Source organism: Pyrobaculum organotrophum, from assembly GCF_055384425.1.
Genome location: NZ_AP042430.1, coordinates 1,324,734 through 1,350,819, shown reverse-complemented (window position 1 = coordinate 1,350,819; position 26,086 = coordinate 1,324,734). Strand labels below are relative to the sequence as shown.

The window sequence follows — 26,086 nt, the reverse complement described above, 5'->3', positions numbered from 1 at the left end:
GTGGCGCCAAGAAAGAGGTAGGGGGACGTGAGTCAAAAGGGCAGACTCCACCTCTATTGTGCCAATGCGGTGGCCGGCGATTTTTATAGCTTTGTCGGCTCTGCCGTCAAACCATATATATCCATTTCAATATTATAAAAAAATAATAACAAGAAAATTCAAAAAGTATTTTTATTATTTTTTAGTTTTTATAATAGGTGGACCTAGGAAAGCGCCAGCGGGCTTTCCCCACATCTCAGCCAGTATCTGTGCAAAGGCTGTATACCAAGCAGCAAGCGCAGTCAATATGCCGACGAAGCCCCCCGCAGTTGTCGCCCCACTTGCAAGCAAGAAGAACGTGATCCACAACAGAAGGAACACCACGAAGAGTGCCGCATTGGCCCTAAATGTCCCTATCCACATTATGAAGGTAAATATGCCAAACGCCCACAACACTATAGACACATATGGGAGAGCAGATGGGAAATACACTACAGTGACATAAAACCATTCCCAGAAGGCTCCATAGGTGAAGAACGCAACGTAGCCGAAGGTGTTGCCCTTAAAATACTCGAGAATGCCAGCGACGAGCTGTGCCAGGCCGCCGTAAAAAGCTGCAAGCCCCAACACGACAGGGACGCCTTTGTCGCTTAATAGGCCAGCGTTGAAGGCACTCAACACCAGAGTTGTCAACGCGAAGCCGGATAGACCTAGCGGCGCCGGATTTGCGGTATTTCCGTTGGCCATGTACATTATTGATTATTGTGTTTTTAAATATTGATGCTGATAAAAACTCTTTAATAATGTAAAAGTAGATATTTTTTATTGAGATATCTCTCTTTTTAGCTCTTCGTATGCCCTCTTGGCCTCCTCCACTGAGGTCTCGTCCTCTAAGGTGGTGGTGTCTCCCAGCGGCGCTCCCGTGGCGACGGCCTTTAGGAGGCGGCGCATTATCTTACCTGAGCGGGTCTTGGGGAGCTTTGATACGAAGAATATTTGGGCTGGCTCGGCTATTGGCCCGATGGTTTTTCTCACATGTTCTCTAAGTTCTTTTCTTAGCTCGTCTGATGGTGTTGTGCCTGTTTTTAGTACTACAAATGCTATTGGTACTTCTCCTTTGATTGGGTCTGGTATTCCTATTACTGCGGCTTCTGCTACTGTTGGGTGTGATATTAAGGCTGACTCCAGCTCGTATGTGCCAAGGCGGTGGCCGGCGACTTTTATCACTTCGTCTGCCCTGCCGAGAACCCAAATATAGCCATCTTGATCTTTTACTGCATAGTCGCCAGCGTAGAACATGCCGGGGAATCTAGACCAGTACGTCTTGATATAGCGGTCGGGGTCACCCCAAATGCCGTGGAGCATACCAGGCCAAGGCCTCTTTATGACAAGATACCCCCTAACACCCGGAGGCACCGGACTACCATTCTCATCCACTACATCTACTTCAAACCCCGGCAGAGGCGGGCCATTGGTGCCGGGCTTCATGGGGACTAGATATAAGCCGGGGGCGTGGGAGATCACTATACCTCCTGTCTCCGTCATCCACCATGTGGAGCCAAATGCTACTTTTTCACCGCCGAGGACGCGATATGCCCATCTCCAAGCCTCTGGGTTTATGGGCTCGCCTACAGAGTGTATTATCCTGAGAGTAGACAAGTCGTGTTTCTTTGGCCACTCCTCGCCGTAGCGCATAAACATGCGTATAGCCGTCGGCGAAGTGTAGAGTATCGTCACCCCATATCTCTCGATAATAGCCCACCAGCGGTCTGGCTGCGGATAGTCAGGCGCGCCTTCATACATCACTTGTGTAGCGCCCATCAACATTGGGCCTAGGACGACGTATGAGTGTCCCGTGACCCATCCTATATCTGCAGTGCACCAAAATACATCGTCGTCTTTTATGTCAAAAACCCACTTCATAGTGGCGTATACGTGTACCGCCCAACCGCCTGTGTCATGTATAATGCCCTTTGGCTTCCCTGTGGTGCCTGAGGTGTAGAGAATGAAAGCTGGGTGTTCGCTCTCCACAGGCTCGGGTTCTATGTATACATTGGTTGGTATCCCTTGCATAATCTTGTTCCACCAGTAGTCTCTACCCTCGGTCATTGGGACGTCTTTAAGCCCTAGCCTTGGGTATACAATTACGTGTTCTACTCCCGTCGCTTTTTCAAGCGCAACGTCTACAATCTCTTTAAGTTTTACTACTTTACCTCTACGCCAGAAGCCGTCTGCGGTAATCACTAGGCGAGATTGTGAGTCATTTATACGCTCCGCCAGCGCGTCTGCAGAGAAGCCTGAGAAGACCACATTTGTAATTGCCCCTATTCTCCATGCGGCGAACATAGTAATAGGGAGCTCCGGTATCATGGGCAGATATATGGTGATTCTATCTCCCTTCTTTATGCCAAAGTTGCATTTTAACATACACGCAACTCTATTTACCTCGCGGAAGAAGTCGTAGTACGTGAGCTTCCTCCGGTCTGTGGGGTAGCCGTTTTCGTCAACGGGTTCCCCCTCCCATTCTAGGGCCAGCTTGTTCTTACGCCAAGTTTTTACATGTCTGTCTATTGCAAGATATGAGAGATTTAAGCGGCCTCCTACAAACCATTTATAAAACGGCGGGTTAGACGCATCTAACACCTTATCCCAAGGCCTAAACCACTCTAGTTCTTTTGCGACGCTTTCCCAAAAAGTCTCTAGATTTTCCACTGTCTGTTTATGAAATTTGAAATATGCATCAATTGGAGTATATTTATATTGCCACCTCTGGTTCATTATATATTCTTTAAATGGTAACTCGGCTTCCTTTTCTTTAAGTTCTATAGACATGTATGGTTAAATAATTTGATTTTTTAAAGATTTTTCTTAATTATACTTTTCTCTACTTGACGTATAAAATGGTTCTTATAACAATATAGATTCTCTATTTTACTTAGTTATATTATATAACTTAGAAATATTTACTATATTTTCTATACTTATCGAAATTTGATATATCCTGTATATAATTGCAGTTATCTTATAACAATGTCACATCAATGTATTTCGTCAAACGTCTTAGCTCATAACTAAACATAATTTATAGTCTAATTATTGAGTGCCTTTACCGTGTCGTTAATGAGTGAGTATGCTGTTTCTTTTCTACCGGCGCCTTTGCCCTTTATTAATATTGTATTTGTTTCTGTTGTTATCTCTACGGCATTCATGGTGTAGTCTACATGGAGTGGATCGTCTATGTCTAGTCTCGCCGGTTCTACTAACGCCTTTTGCTCTATGGAGTCTAAAATAGCTAGGTATCTAGTCACAGGGCCGAGGAGGGTCAGCGGTTTTCTTACGACGTCGCGTAAAGTGAGGCGTATCCCTAGGGTATTTCCAATTATGACAATTTTGGCGGCGGGGTCTATGCCTTCTAGATCTAGGCGGGGATCTGGCTCTAGAATTCCCATTTCTCTAGCCTCTTCCACCGCTTTTTCAAATGGCATTCCGTCTTTATACACTCTAGTTAGTATATAGTTAGTACTACCGTTTAATATCCCTCTTATACGAAGGACTCTCTGTGGTGGTAGTCCTTTCAATAGATCTATCAGGGGGGTCCCAGCCATGACGGTTGCCTTGTAATACAAGCGTTTCCTCGCCACCTCCTGGAATGCCAGCGCCAGGGGGGCCTTATTGGCGGTAACTACGGCGAGGCCGCGTGTCTGCGCCTTTTTATAAAGTGTGAGAGATGGTTCTCCAGTTTCATAATTTGGGGGGCTTACATCTACAACTACTTGGCTAATCTCAAGAGCCTCGTCTAAGCTGATATTTTTCCCAACGCCTGCTCTAGAGACATTGCCTCGCGGCGTTTTTAAGAGCTGTTTAATTTCATGTGGTGTAAAACCGTCTTTTTTCCCAACGCCACCCCCGCTGTCGAATACGGCAACTATCCTAATATCGGTTTTTTCGTAGAGAAGTTCGGCGTATGTCCTCCCGACTCCTCCAAATCCGAATAACAAAATCATGCAATGGTCTAGCGTCTCTTTTTAAAATTTATCGCGTTTTTATCATAAGCTCTGCCGTCAATATAGAGTTGCCGGCAGCCCCCCTCACTGTGTTATGGCCTAGTACAACAAACGCAAGTTTTCGCGGAGCTAACTTCCTAATTCTCCCAACTACGACCGCCATGCCGCCGCCAGCCCACCGATCTAACCGCGGCTGTGGTCTATCTATCTGAGGTCTCACCTCTATAGGTCTCTCGGGGGCCGTGGGTAGCTTAAGTTCCTGGGGGAGCCCCTTGAATTTGGCAAGAGCGTCGGCTACCGCAGTTGGGTCAAAATCTTTTCTTGTATCTACATACACCACCTCGGTATGGCCGTCTAAAACAGGGACGCGCGTCGTAGTTACATATATCTCGAAATCTGTCTTAAGTATCTTCTTAGTCTCCGCTACGACTTTCTCTTCCTCGCCTCTTATATATGGTATTAAGTTGTCCACTATCGCCACGCTGGGCACTCCGCCGTATCCTGCACCGCTGAGAGCTTGCATAGTCACTATGTGTATTCTCTCTATGCCCCACTCGTCTAGAATGGGCTTTAGGGGGAGGTTGAGTATGGTGGTTGTGCAGTTGGGCTTCTTCACCACGCCGCCGCTCCAGCCTCTCTTAACCCTCTGTCTCTCCAGTAGGGACAAGTCCTCGTGGTTTATCTCAGGTACTATCAGCGGTACATCGGGATCCATACGCATGTTGCTGGCGTTTGACAATATCATATATCCCCTGGCGGCGAGTTGCGGCTCTACTTTAGCGGCTACTTCGCTCGGCAACGCCGAGAATACAAAATCGACACGTGGTATCTTTTCTACGTCGAGTTTTTCTATTTTCATCTCGGCGATGTGGGGAGGCGGCGGCTCTTCTAACACCCACCCGGTCTGCGCCAGGGTTTTGCCTGCGTTTTTTTCCGAAGCCGCTAGGCCAACAATTTCAAACCAAGGGTGTTTAGCCAATAGTTGTACATACCTTTGTCCCACTAGACCTGTTGCTCCCAAGATATACACCTTTAGGCGGTCCATATATAATCTCGGATATGTTTTATATATGGTTTAATTAGGTATTCATGTGCTTGACGCGGCGGGATGTCGATTTTTACAGTATATGTGCCAAGAGGTACGCCGCCTAGTTTTGTCAACTCGTATGCCGCTAGCCCTATGACACAACTGCCCTGTCCGCATCTAATAACTATCTTATAGGGCGGCGGCGAATAGATATTGCTAATAAGAGTCCCTCTGCTGTTATAACTTCTAACTTCTACCGACATATCCGCCTCAATTACTGGTATAAATGTACGTGGGTGGAAGTTTTTGGCGCCGGCTTTAGCCGCCTCTATAGCCTCTTGTATAGACATCAGCGGCAACACCTCGGCGTCTTCCACCTCCTTGGGATCTGCCGTCATTACGCCAGGGGCGTCTGTCACAAGCGAGACCTTTCTCGCTCCTATCTCTTTACCAATGTATGTCGCAGTGTAATCACTCCCGCCCCGCCCAACTGTTGTATATCTACCCTCGCCGTCTCTACCTATAAACCCAGTAACCACAGCCACTGTACTACCATTGGCAATTTCTTCCTTTTGCTCAAGTTGTAGAGGCTCTGCGTTGCCAAATCTACTATTTGTCCTTATGGGGGCTATGAAAAGCTTGGCTGGGATCCCCTTCTTTTCACATACTGCATATAGTATTGTTGCCGAGAGTCTTTCTCCAAACGACGCGAAATAGTCAGCTGTCCACTCAGCCCGGGGTAGCTTAAGCGCCTCTTCCAGCTCTTTTAACATCGGCGTAATTTTCTCCTCTACGCCCAAAAGTCTAGCAACCGCCAGATGTTTATGTAGAATCTCCTCATAGAGTAGGTAACTTCTGGTCTTTTCCAACTCTAGTAACATGTCTGTAACTCCCTTTATTGCCGATACGACGACGACGGGGGGTTCTTTAAACAGAGAGATAAACTCGACAGCTTTAAGGAAGTCTCCGGCTGTTCTTAATAACGAGCCCCCAATTTTTACAACCGGTTTCATCTTTCCAACAATTCAACCAACTCCTCCGCGTTTCTCACCTCTTTTGCATCTACTTCCACTACGTCTGGATCCTTAAGTGCATGTCCTGTCACCACGGCGACTATAGTCCCACTTAACTTTAATTTAAGCGCGGCGGCTACAGAAGCCGCGCCGGCGGGCTCAGAGCCTACTCCGTCTTTTGACGCTAGCAACTTCTGGGCTTTTAAAATCTCGCCGTCTGACACAGTTGTGAAAAAGCCCTCTGACTCTCTCACTGCGGCCATAGCCTTAGGCCAATTGATAGGCTTTCCAATTTTAATAGCCGTAGCCACAGTCTCTGGCTCGTCGATAAAGAAGGGGGTTTTTAAACCTTTTTGCCATGCCGTTGCCAAGGGGGCGGCGCCTTCTGCTTGTACTCCGACCATCTTCGGGAGCTTTTTACATAAGCCGAGCTCTCCCAGTTCTTTAAAGCCTTTCCAGATTGCTGAAATATTTCCAGCATTTCCAACAGGCACAATTACATAGTCTGGACAGCCCAACTCTTCATATATCTCAAAGGCGAGGGTTTTCTGACCTTCTAACCTCCAGGGGTTAAAGCTGTTGAGGGGATATGCGTATTTTGTGCCGTAGGTCACTACATATTCTAAAGCTTTATCAAACAACCCGCTTACCATTACAAGCTCTGCGCCGTGTAACGCCGCTTGTATCAACTTGCCTCTAGCCACATTGCCCCTGGGCAAAACAACATAACACTTTAGCCCAGCTCTTGCGGCATACGCTGCCGCAGATGCTGCCGTATTTCCAGTGGAGGCTACAACGACTTTAGACGCGCCACTTTCTTTAGCTATAGTAACGCCAAGGGCCATACCTCTGTCTTTAAAACTACCCGTGGGGTTCGCCCCCTCGAACTTGATGTATAAGTTTTCGCCTAGGTTTGATTTCACAAGGGGGGTCATGCCCTCGCCGAGCGAAACGCCGTTTTTAAGCGGCAACATTGAGGCATAGCGCCACACACCTCTGCCTTTTGGAGCCCAGTATTTATCGCGGACAACTACGTCGAGAAGTCCCCCGCATTTTGGACATCTATATAGCCTAAAGTTCGACGCGTATACAGCCCCGCAGTTTACACACCTGAGATATGAACTGTCCCCGAAATCCCCTCCATAGCGATTTAGAAAACAGCTCTTTATAATCTTTTCTATATAGGTGAAGACATAACACCCCCGCAACTCCGCCTTGGCCCTGTTGATATTAATATGTGACACTCGGAAAGTAGGCATGAGATAGAGAGAATATATTCCAAAGAGTGAAGAAAAGATTTATATAGTGGGCTTATGTGGCGTGTATGGATCTGGGGCCAGAGGGGAAAGTGGGGCGATTTATTTACTCACAGACTCGCCCACGGTTTCTGAAAGATATATAGCAGATGCGCTTACCTCTAGAGGATTTAAGACAGTTATTGTAAATATCTCCGAGACCCCTTTACATAGGATCCCAGGGGTGGCGTTTTTGAGAATAAAGAACCCATATGCCGCCGTCGTATATGGCTCTTTAGCAGAACATAGTATAAACCCGCCCAGTGGTATTATCGCGGCTTTAAACAGGCTGTCTTGGCTCCCCAAGTTTGGGCCTCCATATGCCGTAGTTTTATCCGACTTTTCTGTAGAGAAGGTGGAGATCGAGAAGCCGTGGGTTCTTTTGACAGCGTGGAAACTAGCCTTAGATGGAAGTGTTACCAGCGTCGAGGGAGCGAAAAGCGTGATAGAACATAGGATGTATATGCGGAATCCGCTTGCCAAAGTCTCGGTGGTTATCCCCAAGCCGCACCGGCTTGTGTCAATATTTGCGACTATAAAACATGCGTCTGGCCTGGCGGAAGATATTTTATCACATCTAGGGCTTTTCTACGCCAAGATAACACTTGGAGACTATGGCGGGAAGTTATATGTAGTAGATATAGACCCCGTGCCACCTCTAGAGACTAAAGAAGAGGCCGCCTTGGTGGCCGAGTTGATATGAAGAAGGTCTGTATCGTTGGGGCCTCTGGTTTTACTGGCGGCGAGCTTTTACGCATATTGTTACAACACAGAGGAGTGGAGGTCGTCTGCGCCACCTCTAGGAGATTCAAAGGGGAGTATGTATATAGGGTCCACCCTAACCTCAGGGGCTTCACCCAGCTGAAGTTTGTAGAGCCCTCCATAGACGTAGCGCTGAAAGCCGACGTGGTCTTCCTCGCGCTTCCCCACGGCGAGTCAGTGAAGTGGGTGCCCAAGCTCTACGAGTCGGGGGTGGCCGTCTTTGACCTAAGCGCCGACTTCCGGCTTAAAGATCCCAACGCCTACGTTGAATGGTACAAATGGCCGCAGCCTCACCCATATCCCGACCTCCTCCAGAAGGCCGTCTACGGCCAACCTGAGCTACACCGCGACGAACTCGTCGGTGCTAAGCTAGTGGCTGTACCGGGATGTATGGCGACTGCTTCAATTCTAATGTTGGCGCCTCTGGCAAAATTCGGCTTGTTAAGCGACACACCTCCTGTGGTAGACGCCAAGATAGGATCTAGCGGAGCCGGCGCTGAGGGGTCGGTTGTAGATCTCCACAGCTTTAGGACTTACGTCGTTAGGCCTTACGAACCTGTCCACCACCGCCACATCGCTGAGATAGAACAAGAGCTCACAAGACTTGCGGGCAGAAAGGTGCGTATTGCCTTTACGCCACATGCCGTCGATATAGTACGTGGCATATTTACAACAGGCCATGTATATGTTGAAAAACTTCCAAGCGAGACAGATATGTGGAGATACTACAGAGCTCTATATGGCGATTCGAAATTTATACGGATTGTGAAAGATAGGCTGGGCATCTCGAGGTATCCCAATGTGAAGTATGTACTTGGCACAAATATAGTAGATCTCGGCTTTGAATTAGACCCACGGCTGAATAGAGTGGTCACATTTGCCGCAATTGACAACTTAGTACGTGGCGCGGCTGGACAAGCTGTACAGGCGTTTAATATAGCTATGGGCTTTCCAGAGGACGAGGGATTGAGACAAATACCTATAGCTCCGCTATGATTGTTATAAAAGTCGGCGGCTCGGTAGTTTGTAAAGACGTCTCTAAAGTAATACAGAACTTGCCTAAATATGCAGATAGAGCCATAATAGTTCACGGGGGAGGTTGTTTAGTAAATGAGATGTTAAAGAGACTTGGGATAGAGCCGAAGTTTTTAACCCACCCCGGGGGTTTAACCAGCCGTTATACAGACTTGGAGACGCTTAAGGTTTTTGTAATGGCTATGTCTTGGATAAATAAACAGATTGTCGCCTCTCTACACGCGCTTGGCGTAGAAGCGCTTGGTCTCACTGGGGCTGATCTCGGCGTTGTAAGAGCGAAGCGGAAAGAAAAAGTTCTTATAGTAGACGAGAGGGGGAGGCAGAGAGTTGTAGACGGGGGGTATGTGGGGAGGGTAGTCCATATAGCTGCCGATAGACTTAAGCCGCCGCCTCTAAAAGTGCTTTCTCCCATAGCGGTGTCAGAAAAGGGCGAGCTTCTCAACGTAGATGGAGATCAACTCGCCTTTGATGTGGCAAAGGCAGTTGGCGCCAGGCAGTTGGTTTTACTAAGCGACGTCGACGGCCTTATAATAGGCGGGAGAGTTGTGCCTCGCCTAACGGCAGAGGAGGCGGAGGAGTTGGTAAAAAGCGAAGAGGTGAGGGGAGGTATGAAGAGGAAATTGCTTATGGCTGCAGAAGCTGCAAAGAGCGGCATAGAGGTTGTAATTTCCAACGGCCTTGTGGAAAACCCAATAGACGTTGCGCTTAACGGATCTGGGACTCATATTGTAAAAAACTTGTAGTAATTTATAAAAGTTTATAAAGAACATGTTATGGAGAAAAATTTATATACTAGTTAAGTCTTACTGATCATGGCGACACAAAAACTAGTGGTAAAATGCAACGTCTGTGGGACAGAGTTTGAACTACCAGAGGATGTTATGGATGGCGAAATAACTAGTTGTCCCACCTGCGGCGCGAGATATATCGTTAGAATCAAGGGAGGCGCTGTGTCGCTAGAGGAATTTAAAGGCGATGTGGAAGACTATGGCGAGTAAATCGGGGCGAGTAAGATAGTCCTCGCCTACTCCGGCGGCCTCGACACCACCGTAGCTATTAGGTGGCTTAAGGAGAAATTTAACGCCGAGGTATATACAGTAACTGTTGACGTAGGCCAAGAGGAGGATTTTACAAAAATTGAAGAGCGCGCCTATAAGGCGGGGGCTACTCAACACTTCTATATAGATGCCAAGAGAGAATTTGCCGAAGAGTATATAACACGTGCCATCTTGATGAACGGCATGTACGAAGGGCTGTACCCCTTGGGCACTGCTCTTGCCAGACCTCTAATTGCAGCTAAGGCGGTAGATGTGGCGCGGAGAGTTGGTGCAGATGCCATAGCCCACGGCTCTACTAGCAAGGGCAACGACCAAGTGAGGTTTGACGTAACTGTCAAAGCCCTTGCGCCAGACCTAAAGATCATCGCCCCTGCGAGAATATGGGGTATGACGCGGGCTGAGGAAATTGAATACGCCAGGAGACACGGCTTACCCATCAGCGAGGAACACAAGAAGTATAGTATTGACGACAACTTATGGAGCCGGTCTATCGAAGGAGGGCCTCTAGACGACCCCATGGCCGAGCCAGGAGAAGACGTCTTCAAATGGACTGTCTCCCCTGAAAAGGCGCCACAAGAGCCTGTCTATATTACCATAGGTTTTAAAAACGGCATACCAACCTCAATAAACGGGGAGAAGATGGACATGGTATCTCTCGTTACAACTCTAAACCACATAGGCGGAGCCCACGGAGTGGGGCGTATAGACCATATCGAAAATAGGCTCGTCGGCTTCAAAAGCAGAGAAGTCTACGAGGCACCCGCCGCCGTGATATTATTCCACGCCCATAGAGACTTAGAAAAGCTCGTACTGACGCCGCGGGAGCTTAGGTTTAAACACCACGTCCTAGACCCCCAGTGGGCCGACTTAGTGTACCAAGGCTTGTGGGTAGAGCCACTCCGTAACGCACTTGAAAAAGCCGCAGAAGAGATGGAAAGATGGGCCACAGGGGAGGTGAGAGTTAAGCTCTATAAGGGCTCTGTACAAATCGTGGGCCGCGACTCGCCATACGGCGGCTACAGCAAGGAGCTTGCCGACTACAGCGCCGGGTGGTACCCCAGCGACGAAGAAGCTAGAGGATTCATTGAGATATGGAGTCTCCACTCGCTGACTGCCCTTAGGAAGAGACAGAACAAGCTCTAAGGAATATAGTCTATATATTTGAGATAAGGTTTTATATTGTATATTTTTCTAGGGGCGATGGGGCAAAGAACAGTAGTATGTCCCAACTGCAAAAGACCTGTAAAGCCGGTAGAATGCGGTCGGAAGAACCAGACTAAGAGATATGTAGTTGTAACCTACTGCTGTCCAAAATGCGGCGTCGAGCTTCTAACAGAAAGACTAGAAATACCAACATAGTTCTTTCTACATGTCTTTTTACAGGTCTTGGATTGGCGAAGAGGGAGAGTTGATAAAGAGATATACGTCGAGTATTAAAGACGACGTAGAAATAGCGGAGGAAGTCATAAAGGTGATGGAGGCACATGTCAAACATCTGGCTGAGGTCGGCATCATGCCTAAAGAGGCGGCAGACGCCATTTTAAAAACGCTCAAAGAGGCGACTCCAGAGCAGTTGTTAAGTAGCGAGTTTGAAGATATACACGAGGCTCTTGAAAAATGGCTGATAGACCGGCTTGGAGAAGAGACCGCGGGGTGGGTTGGATTAGGCCGCTCTCGTAATGACCACGTCGCTGCGGCTATTAGGCTAGCCGCCCTTAGAAAAGCCAGCGCGCTTAGAAAAAATGTGGAGAATATGAGATGTATCCTTGCCAAAAAGGCGCTGGAGTATGCAGACTGCGCCATGCCAAGCTTCACCCACTTCCAGCCTGCACAAGCCATAACCTTTGGACATTACCTCTTAGCTGTAGACGAGCTGGCGGCTGAATTCCTCCACGTTTTAAAAGCCGTTGAAAAACTCCTCAAAAGATCGCCGCTTGGAGCAGGACCGGCGGGAGGCACAAGGGCGCCTATAGACCGCGAGAGACTCGCCAAACTAGCCGGTTTTGAAGATGTTGTAGAAAACGCCTTGTACGCCTCTGGAAGCCGCTTTTTCGCCCTAGCCCTAGCCTCGGCTGTCGTATCTTTTCTAACAGAGCTGTCACGTACTGTAGACGACTTAGTTAGGTGGAACAGCCCCCTCGTGGGGTATGTGGCGGCTCCAGACAGTCACGTCTCAACTAGTAGTATAATGCCGCACAAGAGAAATTTAGTGACACTAGAGGTGTTTAGAGCCAGAGCCGCAGAGGCCCTCGGCCATCTCACAGCGCTCAACGCCGTAGTTATGAAAATCGGACTGGGCTACAGCTTAGACTTGCAAGAGGCCACGAGACACCTCTGGGCTGTGTTAAATATGGCGACTGAAGGCGTAGAGATATTTATAGACTTTCTAGAAAAAATGTCGTTTAACTGCGTCAAGGCTAGAGAAGATGCCGAAAGATACCACTCCACGTCTTCAGACACCGCAGAGACAATAGCTCTAAGCGGTGTGCCCTTCCGCAAGGCCTACTTCCAACTCGCAAAAGAAATCAAAGAGGGGACGGCAAGACTTATGTCGATAGAGGAGGCCCTCCAGAGGCCAACCCGCGGCTCGGCAAACCCAGAAGAGGTAAAAAAAGCCGCCTCAACACGGCTTGTATTCTGCAGAGAAAAACCACTCTAGCAATTCCTTTTATACAAACTTTTCAACTCTTTTCGCCTATTTCAATAAGAATAATTATTACTACTTACTTAACTCTTGAAGCGAGTCAACTCTCTTGTCCCTATAGCTTTATACGTCCAGAGATTGTTTGCACTACGCCTTTAACTTCTGGCACCCGATGTGTACACTAAACGACTTCCTCGACGTAGCAGTTGAATTTAGGAGTTAATTTCGTGTTAGACGACGCATTATGTGGTTTTTCTCCTCTGCCATCTTGGCTTCGCAACGGAGACAGACTGTTGAATACAGCCGCCGTCGTGGTTGACGCGATGGAAGACGACGCGTACCGAGAGCTCAAGGAGGATAGTTGGAGGGGAGAGGAGAAACATCTCCTCGATGGCCTCGGCCAGCTGAGGAGGAGATTGAAGAAGCTGGCTCAGTGGCACGGTCTTCCGTATCTGGAAGAGAGGTTGTATTCGGCCATCTGTCCGAAGCGTGGCGCAAAGATGGTGGAGGTAGAAAACCGCGTTATGAAGTACGCCTGTGGCTTCAGAGCGCATAGAGACAACGTCCCCGTGATATGGGCAGAGAAGAGGTATTGGGAAATCCTCCAGAAGACAAAACAGCCCACTTTTTCTACCCTCGCGACTATCGAACTTTTAACCTCGTAACTACTTCTTACGAACGGCGCCTGGCCCTGGGGCGGCAGACGGGGGCGCCAGACTGTTACAACAGACGACTTGTGGCCGGCCCCCATATGAGCCGCCCCCTCGCCCCGGCACACCCGAGACAGGCCCCCAAGTCCCCCAGGGAGGGGCAAGAAAGAGATAGGGAGACGCTAGGATAACTCCGTCGAGAAAATGTGAACGAAAAATCTCACCGAGAGAGTCTTGACGTGTTTTGCCGTCGGGAAAATAAAGAGAGGTAGGGGACGTTGCTATGTGTTTCTTATTAGTGTATCTATTTCTCTTATTGCATCTTCTTCTCCTCCACATTCTACCAACTGGATTTTGGCATAGCCTGGTTTTCCGTCGATTTCTTTAACACAGAGGACAACGCCTCTTCTAGTCGGGTGTGTTACTACGTCTATATATGCCCTCGCTATGCCTGCCGCGAGAGCTTCTGTGAGGACAATCACGTCGCCGCTGTCAAAAAACAAGGCCATCCTTAAATGTTTATGTCCGGTGGGTATAGCGGCGACTACTTTAACGAGTTTTTTGTCTACTGAGGCCATATATTATGAAATACAGCAACACTGGGTATACTATTAGTCTCTCTAACCCGCCTATTCCAAGCGGAGTTTGGGTTCTAGGTATGAACAACATGAGAGCGACCAGCGATATGGCTCCCATCGCTATGCCTAGTAATTTATAAATCCCGCCTTTTCTAAGCCCCATAATTATAACAGTTATTGCGCCGAAGAAAAACGCAATTAATGCAGACACTCCGTGGGGAGTGCCGTAGTCCTCTGGGAATATCCCAACTCCCACAGCCCCCATGGCTGCAATTGCGAGTATTGCAGCTCCTAAGGAGCCGAGTTCTTTTCTGAGAAGTGTAGCCGCGGCGAGACCTAATAGGCCGAGGAGAATGACGCTTGTGTTAAAAAGTGCGGATGTCGGCGCTTTTAAAGCTCCTAGGTCGCTGATGTAGTTATACATTGGGTTGTAGCCGGGGTAGAGCTGTTCTGCAATTAACATTACAACTATAAACTGTAAAGAACCTAATACTAAAAGTATTTTGCCGAGCATAGAAAAAAGTTTTTAGATATTAATAAGTATTGCAGGTATAGTGATATCGGCGTTAGTTTTTAAATTGTGTTTTTGCAAAATCGCGTGGGGCTTTCGGTTGAGCTTAAAGACGTAGCTGTGAGATACGGCAATTTTCTAGCTCTAAAGGGCGTCGACTTATTTATCGAAGCTGGCGAAAGCGTGGTTCTCCTCGGCCCGTCTGGCTCTGGTAAATCTACGCTTCTTAGGGCTGTGGCTGGGCTCATCCCCCTGGCAAGAGGTAGGGTGTATATAGGTGGAAGAGATGTCACAGATCTCCCGCCGGATAAACGGGGGGTTTCTATGCTTTTCCAAGACCTAGCCCTTTTTCCGCATCTAAATGTTTTTGAAAATGTAGCTTTTGGGCTAAGGCTGAGGAAGCTTCCAGAGAGTGAAATTAGGAGGCGGGTTAGATGGGCTTTGGAACTCGTCCGTCTCGAGCCGTCGCTTTTTGAAAAAAGGCGGGTACACGAGCTGTCTGGAGGCCAACAGCAGAGGGTGGCTTTAGCCAGGGCGTTGGTGGTAGAGCCGGAGGTGCTTTTACTCGACGAGCCCTTTAGCCATATAGATCTAGATATAAAAACCCAACTTCTTGAGGAGTTGAAAATTCTTCACAATAGGCTGGGCTTTACAATTATATATGTGACACATGACAGATACGAGGCTGTTGAAATTGGAGATAGAGTCGCATTAATAAAAGACGGCGAGATTATACAAGTGGGGAAGCCATTTGAGCTTTATAAAAGGCCTAGGAATAGGTTTGTTGCCGAGTTTTTTGGCGAGGCTAATATACTTCCCGCCTCTGCAGTCGGTATATCCTCCGGCGGCTACGTCGTTATACGGCCAGAGGACGTAGTTATCGGCGGCGCCACAACGTATAAATTCAAAGGCCAGGTTATAGATGTCACATTTCTCTGGCATTATCTCAAGGTAGAGATTCAGAGCGATAGTCACGTGTTTAAGGCTTATGTAGATTTAGAAACTCCCGTGTCTATAGGCGATGTGGTGGAATTTGGTTTTGACGCCAAAGATGTCTATATTGTCAGAGAATGATTAAGAAAATAGCCCTTGTCGCTTTTGCCTCCGTAATTCTACTTTTCTACACCCCCTTCCTCGCCTTTGGCTACTATATCTCCGAAGGGGGCTCTTTAAAACTCCCCTCCCTCTCTATGATGATAACTACGTTTCTCCTGGCGGTTTCTACCGCAGTTATCTCCATAGGTCTGGCATATCCAGCAGCCTATTATTTAGCAAAGAGGGGGTCGGAGTTGGAGTTTGCGCTTATAACAGCGCCACTTTGGGTCGGTACGCTTCTCAAAGCGTATTCTCTTCTTGTGCTCTTTGCCATAGTTGAGAAATTTTCTGGCATCGCCCTCTGGGGCTCCCCCCTTGGCGTATTAATTGGCATGGTTTATGAATATCTGCCATATGCGTTGCTAACGTTATATGCAGCTATTGAAAAACTCAGTGAAACGCCTGTATATGCCGCCAGGGTTCTAGGCGCGTCAAGACTACAAGCTTTCTTTAGAGTGGAACTGCCACTTACAATGCCTGGAGTTGTCGCTGCGTTTATACTAGTGTTTTTATTTGCAATGGGAGAGGTCATCATGCCAGCTGTATTAGGCGCTTGGAAAGTGTATACCTTTGGCAGCTATATATGGGACCTCTACTTTAAGGCAAGAGACATATTTAGCGGTGGCGTGCTGTCATTGGTTTTAACAGCGCTTTCGCTTCTAGCTACTTACGTAGTGGTTAAGACAATCCGCTCTTTCTCCCTATGAAAATACTCCGGATATACACTTGGGCTTTAATCGCCATGTTGTACATCCCGGTGGCTCTTATAGTGGCGTTGTCTTTTAACGATAGTAAACTGCCGTATATATGGGGTGGGTTTACATACAAGTGGTATTTGGCGCTTTTCCAGTGGGAGCAAGCGTGGCAAGCATTATTTAACAGTTTTGTCATAGCTCTAGCTGTCTCTCTCGTGGCGACTTTACTCGGGGTATTTATGGCATATGTTCTTAGAAGTGATAAATATCTCGCAATTTCCCAAGGCGCTGTAGTTATGCCTGAGATTTCTGAAGCCTTGGCTTTTGCAGCGGCTCTATGGCTTGTGAAGACTTACGTCGGCGTAGATCTTTTCGGACCTGTCGGCGTTTTTCTAGCACACCTAGCTTATACGCTGCCCATGGCCCACGTCTTATTAACGCCTTACATAGCCTATGTTGGAAGAAGCGTTATTGAAGCATCGAGAATATTAGGCGCCTCTGAGATGAAGACTGTGGCGTTTGTAATCCTACCTATATTAATGCCGGCGTTTATTGCGACATTTCTTATAGTTTTTGTAAATTCATTTGATACATATATAAAAACGGCGTTTACCACAAGCCCAGGTTTTATAACAGCGCCTATACTTCTGTGGAACTACGCAGCTAGGGGGAGGGGCGATCCGACTATTTACGCCCTAGCTACTCTCATGCTCGTCCCCTCTATTGCCGCCGCTGTTATATACTTTAGAGCTATAAAACGCTATAGCTCGTCCCCCTAACTCTCTCTTGGCCCCTCCCTGGGGGACTTAAGGGCCCGCCCCGGGTACACCGGGGCGAGAGGGCGGGTCATACGGGGGCCGGCCGCCAGTTGTTTATATTGTAACAGTTTGGCGCCCCCGTCAACCGCCCCGGGGCCAAGTAGATGCCGTTCATGGGTGAGAAGTAGTTACGAGGTTAAAAGTTTGATGGCCGCCGGTGCGGAGGAAAAAGCGGGTTGTTTTACCTTCTCTATCAGCTCTTGGTATCTCTTCTCTGCCCATATCAGCGGCACGTTGTCGCGGTGCGCTCTGAAGCCGCAGGCGAGGCAATGCATTACGCGTCTCCCCTCTTCCACCATCTTCGCACCGCACTTCGGGCAAATGGTTGAATACAACCTCTCCTCCAGATACGGAAGGCCGTACCATTGCGCCAAGTGTTGTAAGCGTCTCCTCAGCTGGCCGAGACCGTCTAGGAGGTGTTTCTTCACGCCATTGCCGTTGTTCTCCTTTAACTCCCGGTAGCTCTCGTCTTCCATTGTGTCGACGACTATGGCGGCTTGGCGCTCTCTCGCAAGCTTTATGATCTCGCGGGCGGCGTTTATAACGACCTCGCGGATTATGCCGTAGCGTTTCGTCTTAAGCTTCCACAGCTGCCTCTGGAGGTCTAACGCTCTACGCGGGTCTCTGTCCTCGTCTACACGCGCTAGGGCTCTACTCAGCCGGCTTATGTGGACGTGGATCCTCTCCAACTTCCGTATCCGCTCCCTCTTTGGGAACTTCCACAACTCCACGACTCTGCCATCAACAACTAGCCCAACCTTTATGTAGTGGTCAAGGCGGTTGACGTCGACAACAACGATAGCCCTAGGCTCCACCGGCGTCACCTCTCTAGCAAACACCAGGGCAATATATAGGCCGCCGAATGTCGGCTCCTTTTCACCACCTCTCTTCTCAACGCCGAGAAACGCCAACTTCAATTTAGCGCCCTCCTCCAACCGCTTTCTGATCCAAGAGATATCGCTCTTCTTCAATTTTACAACAAACGGCGGTGTGCCCAACCTCCGCACTCTGAGAACACCGCTCTTTAGGTCGACGAAGACTGTCTTACCTGTGTCTCTTTCGTTTTCGACCCTCAGTTGGATGTTCAACGGAATTGCCCGTTGAAACACTGTATCACGCCAGAGGAACTTGGCGTAACTCACAAAAGCCTTCCCAAGCCCATACTTGGGAAACACCTCCTCAATTATTCGATGCGCCAACTCACGCCTGTCTGGCGTGAGGAGACGGTCTAGCTCCTCCGGCGCGAGTCTGGGCTCCCCCTGTCCCGTGATTTCTTTGAGCAATGTTTTGGCGTACTCCTCCGCCGCTAGGTGCATACGCGTCACTAGGTCTAGGACGTCCGGCCGCTCCTCAACGAGACGCCATGGGATTCTGATCTTCAGCGTCTTGTAGACTTGGCTCATATGCGTAAAGAGCGTGGGGAAGAAAAATTTTGAAACATTCTTTCAGCTCTCCCGACTCACCTGCCTGACGTCGTCGCTGTCACCCAGGTGAACCGAGGGAGTAGAAAGTGGTGGGGGACTGCGTTAGAGTAAGAAAACTCGGCATATCGCCTTTTGCCGTTGAGTTGGAGAAGAGCGACATCTCTTGGATAAGAGAGAGACTAGAAGAGGGCGCCGAGAGCTGACAACACCTTGGCCGCTCTCGCCGGCGTGTTTACAACGACAAGCCTCTCCTTTAGACGTCTCTCTAATATTTTTGTCTGTTGCGACGCCCCAAAACTCACTACCACTATGGGCTTCCCGTATTTTTCATAAGAGACTAGAATTTCATCTGCCACTCTTTCGCTATAGCCAGGCGGATGTATTAAGGCGGCTACAACAGCAGCATCGACATATTTAAGACCTACCTCTAGCGCCTTGCCGAAGTGAACATCGGCGCCGCTACCTGTTAAATCTATTGGATTTGACGTCGTAGCTACAGGGGGTAGGTGTTTTTTTAACTCTAGCTGAGCCTCTTGAGGTAACTCCGGCACTGAGATACCTACGGCATTTAACGCGTCTACTATCTGTACAGCCATGCCTCCTGACGAAGATACAACAAGCGCTTTTTCGATTCTCGTAGGTTTGTATAACGCCAGCGCTTTAGCTATATCAAAAAGTTCAACAAGATCTTCAGCTTCTATAACCCCAGCTTGTTTAAAAAGAGCTCTATACATCTTATAATCTCCGGCCATAGCCGCTGTATGTGAAACTGCAGCTCTTTTAGAATCGTCGCTTCTCCCCGCCTTATATACCACCACGGGTTTTTTAAGCGATTTGACCGCTTTGATGAAACGCATGGCGTCGCCTCTCCACCTAAAGCCCTCTAGGTAGATGGCCACAACCTTTATCTCCTCAACTCCGCCCAGATATTGGATGAGGTCGGCCTCTGTTATATCGGATCTATTGCCAAAATTTACCGCAATACCGACGCCGATCTCCTCTCCAGCTGCCCAATCTAGTACAGCTGTCATAACGGCGCCGCTTTGGCTTAAAAAAGCTATAGGCCCCGGGCGAGGTCTAGCCGCCTTTTCTATAGGCAGAAACATCGTATCAAGACCGTTAAATGCGTTGTAAACCCCTATACAATTAGGCCCGAGGATTCTGACGCCATATTTCTTAGCAATTTTTATCAACTCGTTTTCAAGATCAACACGTCCAACTTCAGCAAATCCTCCAGAAACCACAATCACAGCCTTAACCCCAGAGCGGCCGGCCTCCTCTAAAACACCGAGGGCGACCTCTGCAGGCGTTGCTATAACTACAAGCTCGGGAACTTCCGGAAGGCTAGAAATATCTTTATAAAATCGGATCTCTTTCCCATAGATCTTTTCAACGCTATATTTGGGATTTACCGCATACACTCTGCCCTTAAACCCTCTGAGAAGTTGGACAAGAATTTGGCCACCTATAGAGCTGGGGTTTGGAGATGCGCCTACAATAGCGACAGAGCTAGGGAAGAGAAACGACTTTATGAGCTCTATAGAACTATAATTTCCCATAGACATATACTACATCAGTCGTTTTGGTTTTTAAATGATGGAAACTTTGTCCGTTCTTACGGCGTTTGTAATGTACGTAGCGGCTTGTATCGGCTTGAAGGAAACAATGTTCATCAACGAGACCGCAATTATGCCGCCGGCTGTGAGAGCCATGTAAAGCGCGATTATTCTAACGTCTGCGTCTGGCTTAGGTCTAGCAGTTAGAGCGAGAGGAAGCATAAATATGTCAAACACAACGATGTATACAATCAGGGAGGAGATGTTCCGCACCAAAAGCCAAACCACCCCGTCTTTAAATACGGCGTTGGGCAGAGCCAACATGACATCGCTGATCGCCACGGCGGCGAGTCCAACCACGAGTAACAACGGACCCATACCTCCTTCGCCACATAGACAGAAAAGTCAGAAACACTCTTTCAACTCCTTTTACACACTTGCCTTACAGCGTCGCTGTGAGGCAAGTGTGCCGAGGGTGTGGAAAGTGGTGTGCGGGGTTGGCGGGAGACGTGTAATGAAAAAGGGGCTAGGGTTTTAGGTAGGAGACGGTGGGGCCGTAGATAAGGCTGTAGAGCTCTTAGACGTGTGGCGGCTTAGCTCTTATCGATATATCTCTAGTGCCCCGTTATTTTTACGTATAGAAGCACGGCGGCGGTAGTTACATCGGCCTTGAAGTAGACGCAGAGCCCCTCCAGCCGGCTTTCGGCGTAGGCGCGACTATGGCCAACACCGCCGCGTATGTCACAGCCCCGGGGAAGGGGCGGGTTTCGCCGACTCTGAGGAGGGACGAGTCCCGAGCCCCCCGGGGAAGGCCGGTTGTGCAAAAGGGGGCACAATTATAATTTTCTCCAAAAGCGATATATGTCCGCCATGGGAATATTTCGATAATGCCTACGGTAGATATAGACATGCCAATAAGCTATACATTAGTGGCGTCGCTTTATGGAGGACTTTATCCCTTAAGTGCCTTTGCAATACTGGCTGGGTCGTATCCGACTATTGTAGTGTATGTCCCATTTGGATATACCACTACAACCATAGGCGTGCCGACGTTTTGACCGGCGAGAAGAGAGGCAAGTTCCATGCCAGCTTTTGCATCTATCGGACACCGGCTCTGTGGGAGGATACTTGTGTAATTAATATTGTCATGTAACGCCAAAGTTCTGTTGTAGAGCTCTCTCAGAGTTGGGATAACCGAGGCAGGCGAGCTCTGGTATAGGCATCTCAAACTTTCATGCGCTGGGAGAGCCTCAGAATGGACTATTAGGTCGACGAGAACTAGCTTATGTCCTTCAAACAGCGTGTAGTTATACACAAAGAGACGGGCGCAGTAGGGGCATTGTAGATCAAAGAAGACTATAGCTGCAGGCCATTTTCCGTCGAAAGACATTCCAATTTTCTGCGCAACTTTTAAAATATCGAGACCTCCCCCTCTCTCTGCTGAAACATCTCGGGAGAGGTTATCTAACACCTTTTTGAGATCTGGCGTAATCTTAGTGATGTTTTTCAGTGTATATGTAAGAGTGGCGGCAACGTTAGTGCCATAGGCAAGTTGGATCTTGAGCAGATATATTGTGCCGTCTTGCAGGACTTGTTTTTCATAGTTTAAAATAGCGCTTAGGCCGGGCATTATTGGAACTTCTGTCGTGTTTGAATATATAGTCGCTTGTCCATATGGCGTTTGTGAAACTCCTGACCTCTTCCAACCGCCTGTTGAAGTGGGGCCTGGGAGACCTTGTATCAATAGGACTAGTTCATCAAAAGACTTGGCAGTGGGGAGCGGCGATGCAGATGGCGTACATTGGTGATTGACAATTGTCAAATGTTCGCCAGCTATAGTCGCCGACGTGGTGGAGTTTACACAAATCTCCAAAAGCTTGCCATAGTAAGTAAGTTTCTGATATCGGTCTTGAGATTGCGCTATAATGTTAATAATGCCATTGTTTTTTAGAAAGAAATAGGTAGCACTCTGGTTAGCAATTTGGCCATATACTAGACCGTCTTTAAGCGGTATGTAATACGCTAACATTTGTAATATCTGTGCACTCTCTAACTTTACAGAGTACACATAGACTTTTTCACTTGGAGAAGTAGTTGAAATATTACTCTGTTGCGGCGGTTTATAGACAAAAATTGTAGCAATCGCGACTGCAATTGCTACTACGGCTAGCGCCACCCCTATCAACACGTTTTTATTCATAAGGGGCTTGTGACTGTGGTATATAAGTTTTTGTCTTTATGGCGTATCAACAGGGCGTGGTGCAAGTGGCTGCGGCTGGGAACTCCGGCGATGGGGATCCCACCACTGACAACGTGGCGTATCCGGCTAGGTACAGCTGGGTTATTGCTGTCGCCGCTGTTGACCAAAACTACGCGGTCCCCACTTGGTCGAGCGACGGCATTGAAGTAGACGTGGCTGCCCCCGGCGTAAATATTCTGTCTACATACCCCGGCGGGAGATATGCACATATGTCAGGAACCTCCATGGCAACTCCACACATAACCGGCGTCGTGGCGTTAATCCAAGCAGTTAGGACAGCATACGCCTTCAACTCCTGAGGCTCCGTCTTGGCGACTACGCCAGAGTCGCGGCGAAGTACGCCAACATGAAGATAAATTGGAAAAGGAATTCGGAATGGAGAGACGTGGCAAATATCCAACCATGGCGCCGGCAGCCGTAGAAATAGCCATGGACACATACAGAACGCCGAAGGTCAGAATCCCGTGGGAGCTTGTAGAGGAGAGGCCAAACGTCTTAGACCTTGTGACACATATGTATCTAGCTGTCGAGAAGTACGCGAGAAGACTGCTAAAGGAATTGACGAGGTAGGATAATCGAGGAGACGTTCCCCAAATACGGTCTCGGTAAATACTTCATAGATAAAGCCAAGTTCTTCTGACATGACGTAGTGTTCCACCGGGCGGTAGGACTTGTTAAAAGCAGAGAGAGGTTAGAAAAATTTACAGGAGTTGACAAGACCTATTCCATTGTCGGAGCCCATTCTCTAGCTAGTATGTTTAACACATTTTTTTCGCCTATTAAATCACGTATTGATATAACGCCGACAAGCTCTCCGTTTCTATTCACCACAACTACATGTCTGACATTGTGTTCTCTCATCTTACGAGCTGCGACGGTTATGGAGTCATCGGCGTATACATATATGAAGTTATGCATAGTGCCTACCTTATCCACGGTAGTAGATAGTGGGACTTTCTTCGCTATTGCTCTTATGATATCTCTCTCAGAGATTACGCCAATGGGTTTTTTCGGGTTGTTTTTATCTACAACTACTAATAGACCTACTCTTTGGCTTGCCATTTTTTCTGCAGCATTTTCTACAGTCTCGTCTGGGGCTATTGTAACTGGGGGTTTTGTAGCCAACTCCCCACAGTTCATATATTAGATTTTTTAGATCTTTAAATATTTTTTAATGCCATTTTTAGTGATTCTAAACTGGTCGTATTTACTTTTATTGTGGGTAAATATGACTCTATAGTTTCATTGCTACCGCCGACTAATATTACTTTTACTTCTCTAAAGGCGGTCTTAGCCGCTTTTAAAACCTCTGGATGGACCATGTCGTCTTCGCCGTCTGTTATAACTATCAGCTTATAACTGTGCAACCCTTGTTGTTTTGCGTCTCTAACCGCGGTATAAACAGCGGCTGTTATATCTGTACCCCCGAGTGGGAGTACTCTGAGTAAAGATCTTATCACCTCCTTTATGTTTGTAATAGGTGGATAAACCATTTGATCGAAAAATCTTAGTATGACTCTTTTACTTCTCTTCATTAATGCTATTGCTAACGCAGTAGCCCACGTTATCTTCTGCGTCATATCCATAGCTATTCCGTCATATAGTGTATAAAACATAGAACCTGACTTATCTACCAATAGGTAAATCTTCTCTCTTGCGTCTATTGACATTTCGTATATAGATAGAGATTTTGTTGCAAGCTTATATCCAAAGAGCTCTCTCGATTGTACATATATAGCTTTACTTAAATTTGTCGCCCTCTGGAGGTTAGAAAACGTCCTTATTCTAGTTATTCCAGACACTACACCTTTTCTCTCAGTTATAGGGCCTTGTTCCATTTCTGGCCTAAGTGATGATATTATCTCTACCAACGACTCAAGTATTTTGGCAAGTCTGGCGCGGTATGGATCTACGTCAATATCGAAGAGGAGCTCGGCAACTTCTTTACCCACTTCATCACCTAGCGCTTTTGTTACCGATTTTCTAAGCTTTTCTATGTTTTTTATACTCCCCATATAAAACCGGAGGAGGCTGTTTATCTCTTGGCGTAGTTGTTGGTCTTGGCTTAATTGTTTGTAGTCTTTCCTGTCTTCAAAATTGCCTAATGACCCCCTCTCTAGCCTAGAGAGGAGGCTGTTGTACGCTCTGAGAAGTTTTATAGATGCCGACTTAGAGACTTGGTAATTATATCTACTTATACGCGAAACTTCTTGATATATGTCACTGGCTATATATGACTTTAGAAATATATACCATAATGCTTCATCTTGGCTAGGCTCTTCTTTTAATATTGGCGTTCTATAGTGGACATAGAAAGAGTCTGCAATGGCGTCATTTGATACTTTTGTAAGTTTCAGCGGTATCCCTATTTTCTGCATGTACCTAACTATTTCGTGTATCCTAAGTCTGGTAAGTTCGTCGTTGTAATCTACGTTTAATAAAACGCCCATTAGAGTTGGCTTCTTAACATCTCTAGCGTGGATTTTATTTCCTCCATCTCTACTTGGAAGAAGCGGTAGGTGACGGGGTCGGCTAATGCTTTGTCTAACAGCTCATATGCCTCCTTTATCTTCTCCCTAGCGATAGACAACGCGTTGTTTGTAATGAGCGCTTTTATCTCATTAACCATGTCGTATAACACCGAAAGGTTGCCGGGCATATGTGTAGCTAGGAAGGACTCATACTCTGCTAAATCCTCCTTATCTTTTACAAGATACTTTAACACCTTTAACGTCCCCGCTCTGAGAGTTGCCACATCAATGTCAGAAGGCTTTATTCCCAGAACTGTTAAATATGAGACTACATAGAGGGGCACTTTTACACGGGTTCTATTGGAAATAACTACGTGGTCTAAATACGACGCCACTATGGGAGATATATGCTTTACCACAGTATCCATGTTTTCATAGACATAGCTCTGGATGTAGTCATTTAGCTTTTTGACTTCATCCATAGACATTATGGGAGTAAGCTTTTCGAAATCTTTCTTGAGTTTTAGGCCTGTTTTAACTAGTTGCTCTGTCTCATCTGGTTGTGCATATTTTGTAAATACCCTCAATGGAAATCTGTCGTACAGAGCTTGTAGCTCCTCCTCGTCTGGTATACGGTTTGTGGCGCCGAAGACAGTCCACGTTTTTACGGGGATTATGTTACCCCCGTCGTATATTACCCTCTCGTTCAATATAGTGAGCATAGTGTTGAGTATGGCGCTTGAGGCGTTGAAAATCTCGTCTAACAAGGCGAAGTCGGCCTCTACGATAGAGTTTGTATATATCCTCTTGACATTGCCTTTGAGAAGCTCTACTATGTCTATGGGGCCTATTACTTCCTCTATTTCGGTAAATTTTGTTAAAAGACGATAGAACCACCTCGCCTTTAGAAGTTTAGATATTGACGCCACTAGCATAGTTTTGGCTGTGCCAGGCGGGCCTATGAGTATGAAGTTCTCTCTTACGAACACAGCTGTTAGACTTGCAGTTATTTCATCGCTAAATTTGTAGAATAGTGAGTCTAAGGTCTTCCTTACCTGGACAACCTTTGCTATCAGCTCTTCCACATTTCATCTTGATTGCATCTTAAAAATCTTTAGGGCATCCCCTATCTTTCTCTTGGCCCCTCCCCAGGGGACTCAGGGGCCTGTCTCAGGTGTGCCAAGACGAGGGGGCTCATACGGGGTTGGGCG

26 protein-coding genes and 2 pseudogenes are annotated in these 26,086 nt (G+C 47.5%); 13 read left to right on the top strand and 15 right to left on the bottom strand.

Annotation, left to right across the window (positions count from 1 at the left end):
- Positions 1 to 174: 174 nt before the first annotated feature.
- The 6 genes from ACZ49R_RS08240 to thrC form a co-directional block, all read right to left on the bottom strand.
- A complete protein-coding gene (locus ACZ49R_RS08240; protein WP_464732668.1) occupies positions 175 to 726 on the bottom strand; it encodes an acetate uptake transporter in 552 nt (183 codons plus the stop codon).
- 75 nt (positions 727 to 801) lie between these two features.
- Positions 802 to 2,811, bottom strand: a complete 2,010-nt coding sequence (gene acs / locus ACZ49R_RS08235; RefSeq protein ID WP_464732667.1) for an acetate--CoA ligase — start codon at positions 2,809 to 2,811, stop codon at positions 802 to 804.
- A 257-nt stretch (positions 2,812 to 3,068) separates the two neighbouring features.
- Entirely contained in the window at positions 3,069 to 3,983 is a 915-nt protein-coding gene (locus tag ACZ49R_RS08230) for a homoserine dehydrogenase (RefSeq protein WP_464732666.1), read from the bottom strand.
- A 28-nt stretch (positions 3,984 to 4,011) separates the two neighbouring features.
- On the bottom strand, positions 4,012 to 5,028 hold the full coding sequence (gene asd / locus ACZ49R_RS08225) for an aspartate-semialdehyde dehydrogenase (RefSeq protein ID WP_464732665.1): 1,017 nt from the start codon (positions 5,026 to 5,028) through the stop codon (positions 4,012 to 4,014).
- Positions 5,016 to 6,023 (bottom strand): amino acid kinase family protein, encoded by a 1,008-nt coding sequence (locus ACZ49R_RS08220; RefSeq protein ID WP_464732664.1) that lies wholly within the window; start codon positions 6,021 to 6,023, stop codon positions 5,016 to 5,018. The genes asd and ACZ49R_RS08220 overlap by 13 nt, the downstream gene beginning before the upstream one ends.
- A complete protein-coding gene (thrC, locus tag ACZ49R_RS08215; protein ID WP_464732663.1) occupies positions 6,020 to 7,231 on the bottom strand; it encodes a threonine synthase in 1,212 nt (403 codons plus the stop codon). Before thrC ends, ACZ49R_RS08220 begins: the two co-directional genes overlap by 4 nt.
- A gap of 112 nt (positions 7,232 to 7,343) precedes the next feature.
- Here thrC and ACZ49R_RS08210 point away from each other — a divergent pair, with 112 nt between their 5' ends.
- The 8 genes and pseudogenes from ACZ49R_RS08210 to ACZ49R_RS08175 form a co-directional block, all read left to right on the top strand.
- Positions 7,344 to 8,021 carry a hypothetical protein gene (locus tag ACZ49R_RS08210; RefSeq protein WP_464732662.1) on the top strand — a complete coding sequence of 226 codons (678 nt, stop codon included), beginning with the start codon at positions 7,344 to 7,346 and terminating at the stop codon, positions 8,019 to 8,021.
- Positions 8,018 to 9,076, top strand: coding sequence for an N-acetyl-gamma-glutamyl-phosphate reductase (gene argC / locus ACZ49R_RS08205; protein WP_464732661.1), 1,059 nt, complete (start codon positions 8,018 to 8,020; stop codon positions 9,074 to 9,076). Before ACZ49R_RS08210 ends, argC begins: the two co-directional genes overlap by 4 nt.
- The gene (locus tag ACZ49R_RS08200; RefSeq protein WP_464732660.1) at positions 9,073 to 9,858 is read left to right on the top strand and encodes a [LysW]-aminoadipate/[LysW]-glutamate kinase; all 786 of its coding nucleotides are present in this window, start codon (positions 9,073 to 9,075) and stop codon (positions 9,856 to 9,858) included. The genes argC and ACZ49R_RS08200 overlap by 4 nt, the downstream gene beginning before the upstream one ends.
- A gap of 69 nt (positions 9,859 to 9,927) precedes the next feature.
- Positions 9,928 to 10,113, top strand: coding sequence for an alpha-aminoadipate/glutamate carrier protein LysW (locus ACZ49R_RS08195; RefSeq protein WP_011762034.1), 186 nt, complete (start codon positions 9,928 to 9,930; stop codon positions 10,111 to 10,113).
- The gene (locus ACZ49R_RS08190; protein WP_464734113.1) at positions 10,114 to 11,316 is read left to right on the top strand and encodes an argininosuccinate synthase; all 1,203 of its coding nucleotides are present in this window, start codon (positions 10,114 to 10,116) and stop codon (positions 11,314 to 11,316) included.
- Between the two features lie 57 nt (positions 11,317 to 11,373).
- Positions 11,374 to 11,532, top strand: a complete 159-nt coding sequence (locus ACZ49R_RS08185; RefSeq protein ID WP_167827596.1) for a hypothetical protein — start codon at positions 11,374 to 11,376, stop codon at positions 11,530 to 11,532.
- Between the two features lie 10 nt (positions 11,533 to 11,542).
- Positions 11,543 to 12,832, top strand: a complete 1,290-nt coding sequence (gene argH, locus ACZ49R_RS08180) for an argininosuccinate lyase (protein ID WP_464732659.1) — start codon at positions 11,543 to 11,545, stop codon at positions 12,830 to 12,832.
- Positions 12,833 to 13,119: 287 nt separating this feature from the next.
- Positions 13,120 to 13,482: pseudogene (locus ACZ49R_RS08175) on the top strand (transposase family protein); the annotation flags it as partial.
- A gap of 266 nt (positions 13,483 to 13,748) precedes the next feature.
- Here ACZ49R_RS08175 and ACZ49R_RS08170 read toward each other — a convergent pair.
- Both ACZ49R_RS08170 and ACZ49R_RS08165 read right to left on the bottom strand, forming a co-directional pair.
- Entirely contained in the window at positions 13,749 to 13,976 is a 228-nt protein-coding gene (locus ACZ49R_RS08170; RefSeq protein WP_464732658.1) for a hypothetical protein, read from the bottom strand.
- Positions 13,977 to 14,016: 40 nt separating this feature from the next.
- Positions 14,017 to 14,559, bottom strand: a complete 543-nt coding sequence (locus ACZ49R_RS08165; protein ID WP_464732657.1) for a DUF998 domain-containing protein — start codon at positions 14,557 to 14,559, stop codon at positions 14,017 to 14,019.
- Between the two features lie 84 nt (positions 14,560 to 14,643).
- Between ACZ49R_RS08165 and ACZ49R_RS08160 the strand changes: the two genes are divergently transcribed.
- Genes ACZ49R_RS08160 through ACZ49R_RS08150 form a run of 3 tightly spaced genes read left to right on the top strand, consistent with a single transcriptional unit; the run spans position 14,644 to position 17,125 of the window.
- Positions 14,644 to 15,630 carry an ABC transporter ATP-binding protein gene (locus ACZ49R_RS08160; RefSeq protein WP_464732656.1) on the top strand — a complete coding sequence of 329 codons (987 nt, stop codon included), beginning with the start codon at positions 14,644 to 14,646 and terminating at the stop codon, positions 15,628 to 15,630.
- Positions 15,627 to 16,358, top strand: a complete 732-nt coding sequence (locus ACZ49R_RS08155; protein ID WP_464732655.1) for an ABC transporter permease — start codon at positions 15,627 to 15,629, stop codon at positions 16,356 to 16,358. The genes ACZ49R_RS08160 and ACZ49R_RS08155 overlap by 4 nt, the downstream gene beginning before the upstream one ends.
- Entirely contained in the window at positions 16,355 to 17,125 is a 771-nt protein-coding gene (locus ACZ49R_RS08150) for an ABC transporter permease (RefSeq protein WP_464732654.1), read from the top strand. The genes ACZ49R_RS08155 and ACZ49R_RS08150 overlap by 4 nt, the downstream gene beginning before the upstream one ends.
- 167 nt (positions 17,126 to 17,292) lie before the next feature.
- Here the strand turns inward: ACZ49R_RS08150 and ACZ49R_RS08145 are convergent, their stop codons facing one another.
- From ACZ49R_RS08145 to ACZ49R_RS08130, 4 genes are all read right to left on the bottom strand, one after another.
- Positions 17,293 to 18,567 carry a zinc ribbon domain-containing protein gene (locus tag ACZ49R_RS08145; RefSeq protein ID WP_464732653.1) on the bottom strand — a complete coding sequence of 425 codons (1,275 nt, stop codon included), beginning with the start codon at positions 18,565 to 18,567 and terminating at the stop codon, positions 17,293 to 17,295.
- Between the two features lie 200 nt (positions 18,568 to 18,767).
- Positions 18,768 to 20,153, bottom strand: a complete 1,386-nt coding sequence (locus ACZ49R_RS08140) for an acetate--CoA ligase family protein (protein ID WP_464732652.1) — start codon at positions 20,151 to 20,153, stop codon at positions 18,768 to 18,770.
- Between the two features lie 24 nt (positions 20,154 to 20,177).
- Positions 20,178 to 20,522, bottom strand: coding sequence for a hypothetical protein (locus ACZ49R_RS08135; RefSeq protein WP_464732651.1), 345 nt, complete (start codon positions 20,520 to 20,522; stop codon positions 20,178 to 20,180).
- 574 nt (positions 20,523 to 21,096) lie between these two features.
- Positions 21,097 to 22,344, bottom strand: a complete 1,248-nt coding sequence (locus ACZ49R_RS08130; protein WP_464732650.1) for a DsbA family protein — start codon at positions 22,342 to 22,344, stop codon at positions 21,097 to 21,099.
- Between the two features lie 35 nt (positions 22,345 to 22,379).
- Between ACZ49R_RS08130 and ACZ49R_RS08125 the strand changes: the two are divergent.
- Positions 22,380 to 22,685, top strand: a pseudogene (locus ACZ49R_RS08125) (S8 family serine peptidase); the annotation flags it as partial.
- 94 nt (positions 22,686 to 22,779) lie between these two features.
- Positions 22,780 to 22,974 carry a hypothetical protein gene (locus tag ACZ49R_RS08120; protein ID WP_464732649.1) on the top strand — a complete coding sequence of 65 codons (195 nt, stop codon included), beginning with the start codon at positions 22,780 to 22,782 and terminating at the stop codon, positions 22,972 to 22,974.
- A 150-nt stretch (positions 22,975 to 23,124) separates the two neighbouring features.
- On the opposite strand, the gene ACZ49R_RS08115 is transcribed toward ACZ49R_RS08120, so the two are convergent.
- Genes ACZ49R_RS08115 through ACZ49R_RS08105 form a run of 3 tightly spaced genes read right to left on the bottom strand, consistent with a single transcriptional unit; the run spans position 23,125 to position 25,960 of the window.
- Positions 23,125 to 23,544 carry a CBS domain-containing protein gene (locus ACZ49R_RS08115; protein WP_464732648.1) on the bottom strand — a complete coding sequence of 140 codons (420 nt, stop codon included), beginning with the start codon at positions 23,542 to 23,544 and terminating at the stop codon, positions 23,125 to 23,127.
- Positions 23,545 to 23,564: 20 nt separating this feature from the next.
- Positions 23,565 to 24,854: a vWA domain-containing protein gene (locus tag ACZ49R_RS08110; RefSeq protein ID WP_464732647.1), complete on the bottom strand. Its 1,290-nt coding sequence runs from the start codon at positions 24,852 to 24,854 to the stop codon at positions 23,565 to 23,567.
- On the bottom strand, positions 24,854 to 25,960 hold the full coding sequence (locus tag ACZ49R_RS08105) for an AAA family ATPase (protein ID WP_464732646.1): 1,107 nt from the start codon (positions 25,958 to 25,960) through the stop codon (positions 24,854 to 24,856). Before ACZ49R_RS08105 ends, ACZ49R_RS08110 begins: the two co-directional genes overlap by 1 nt.
- Between the last annotated feature and the right edge of the window lie 126 nt (positions 25,961 to 26,086).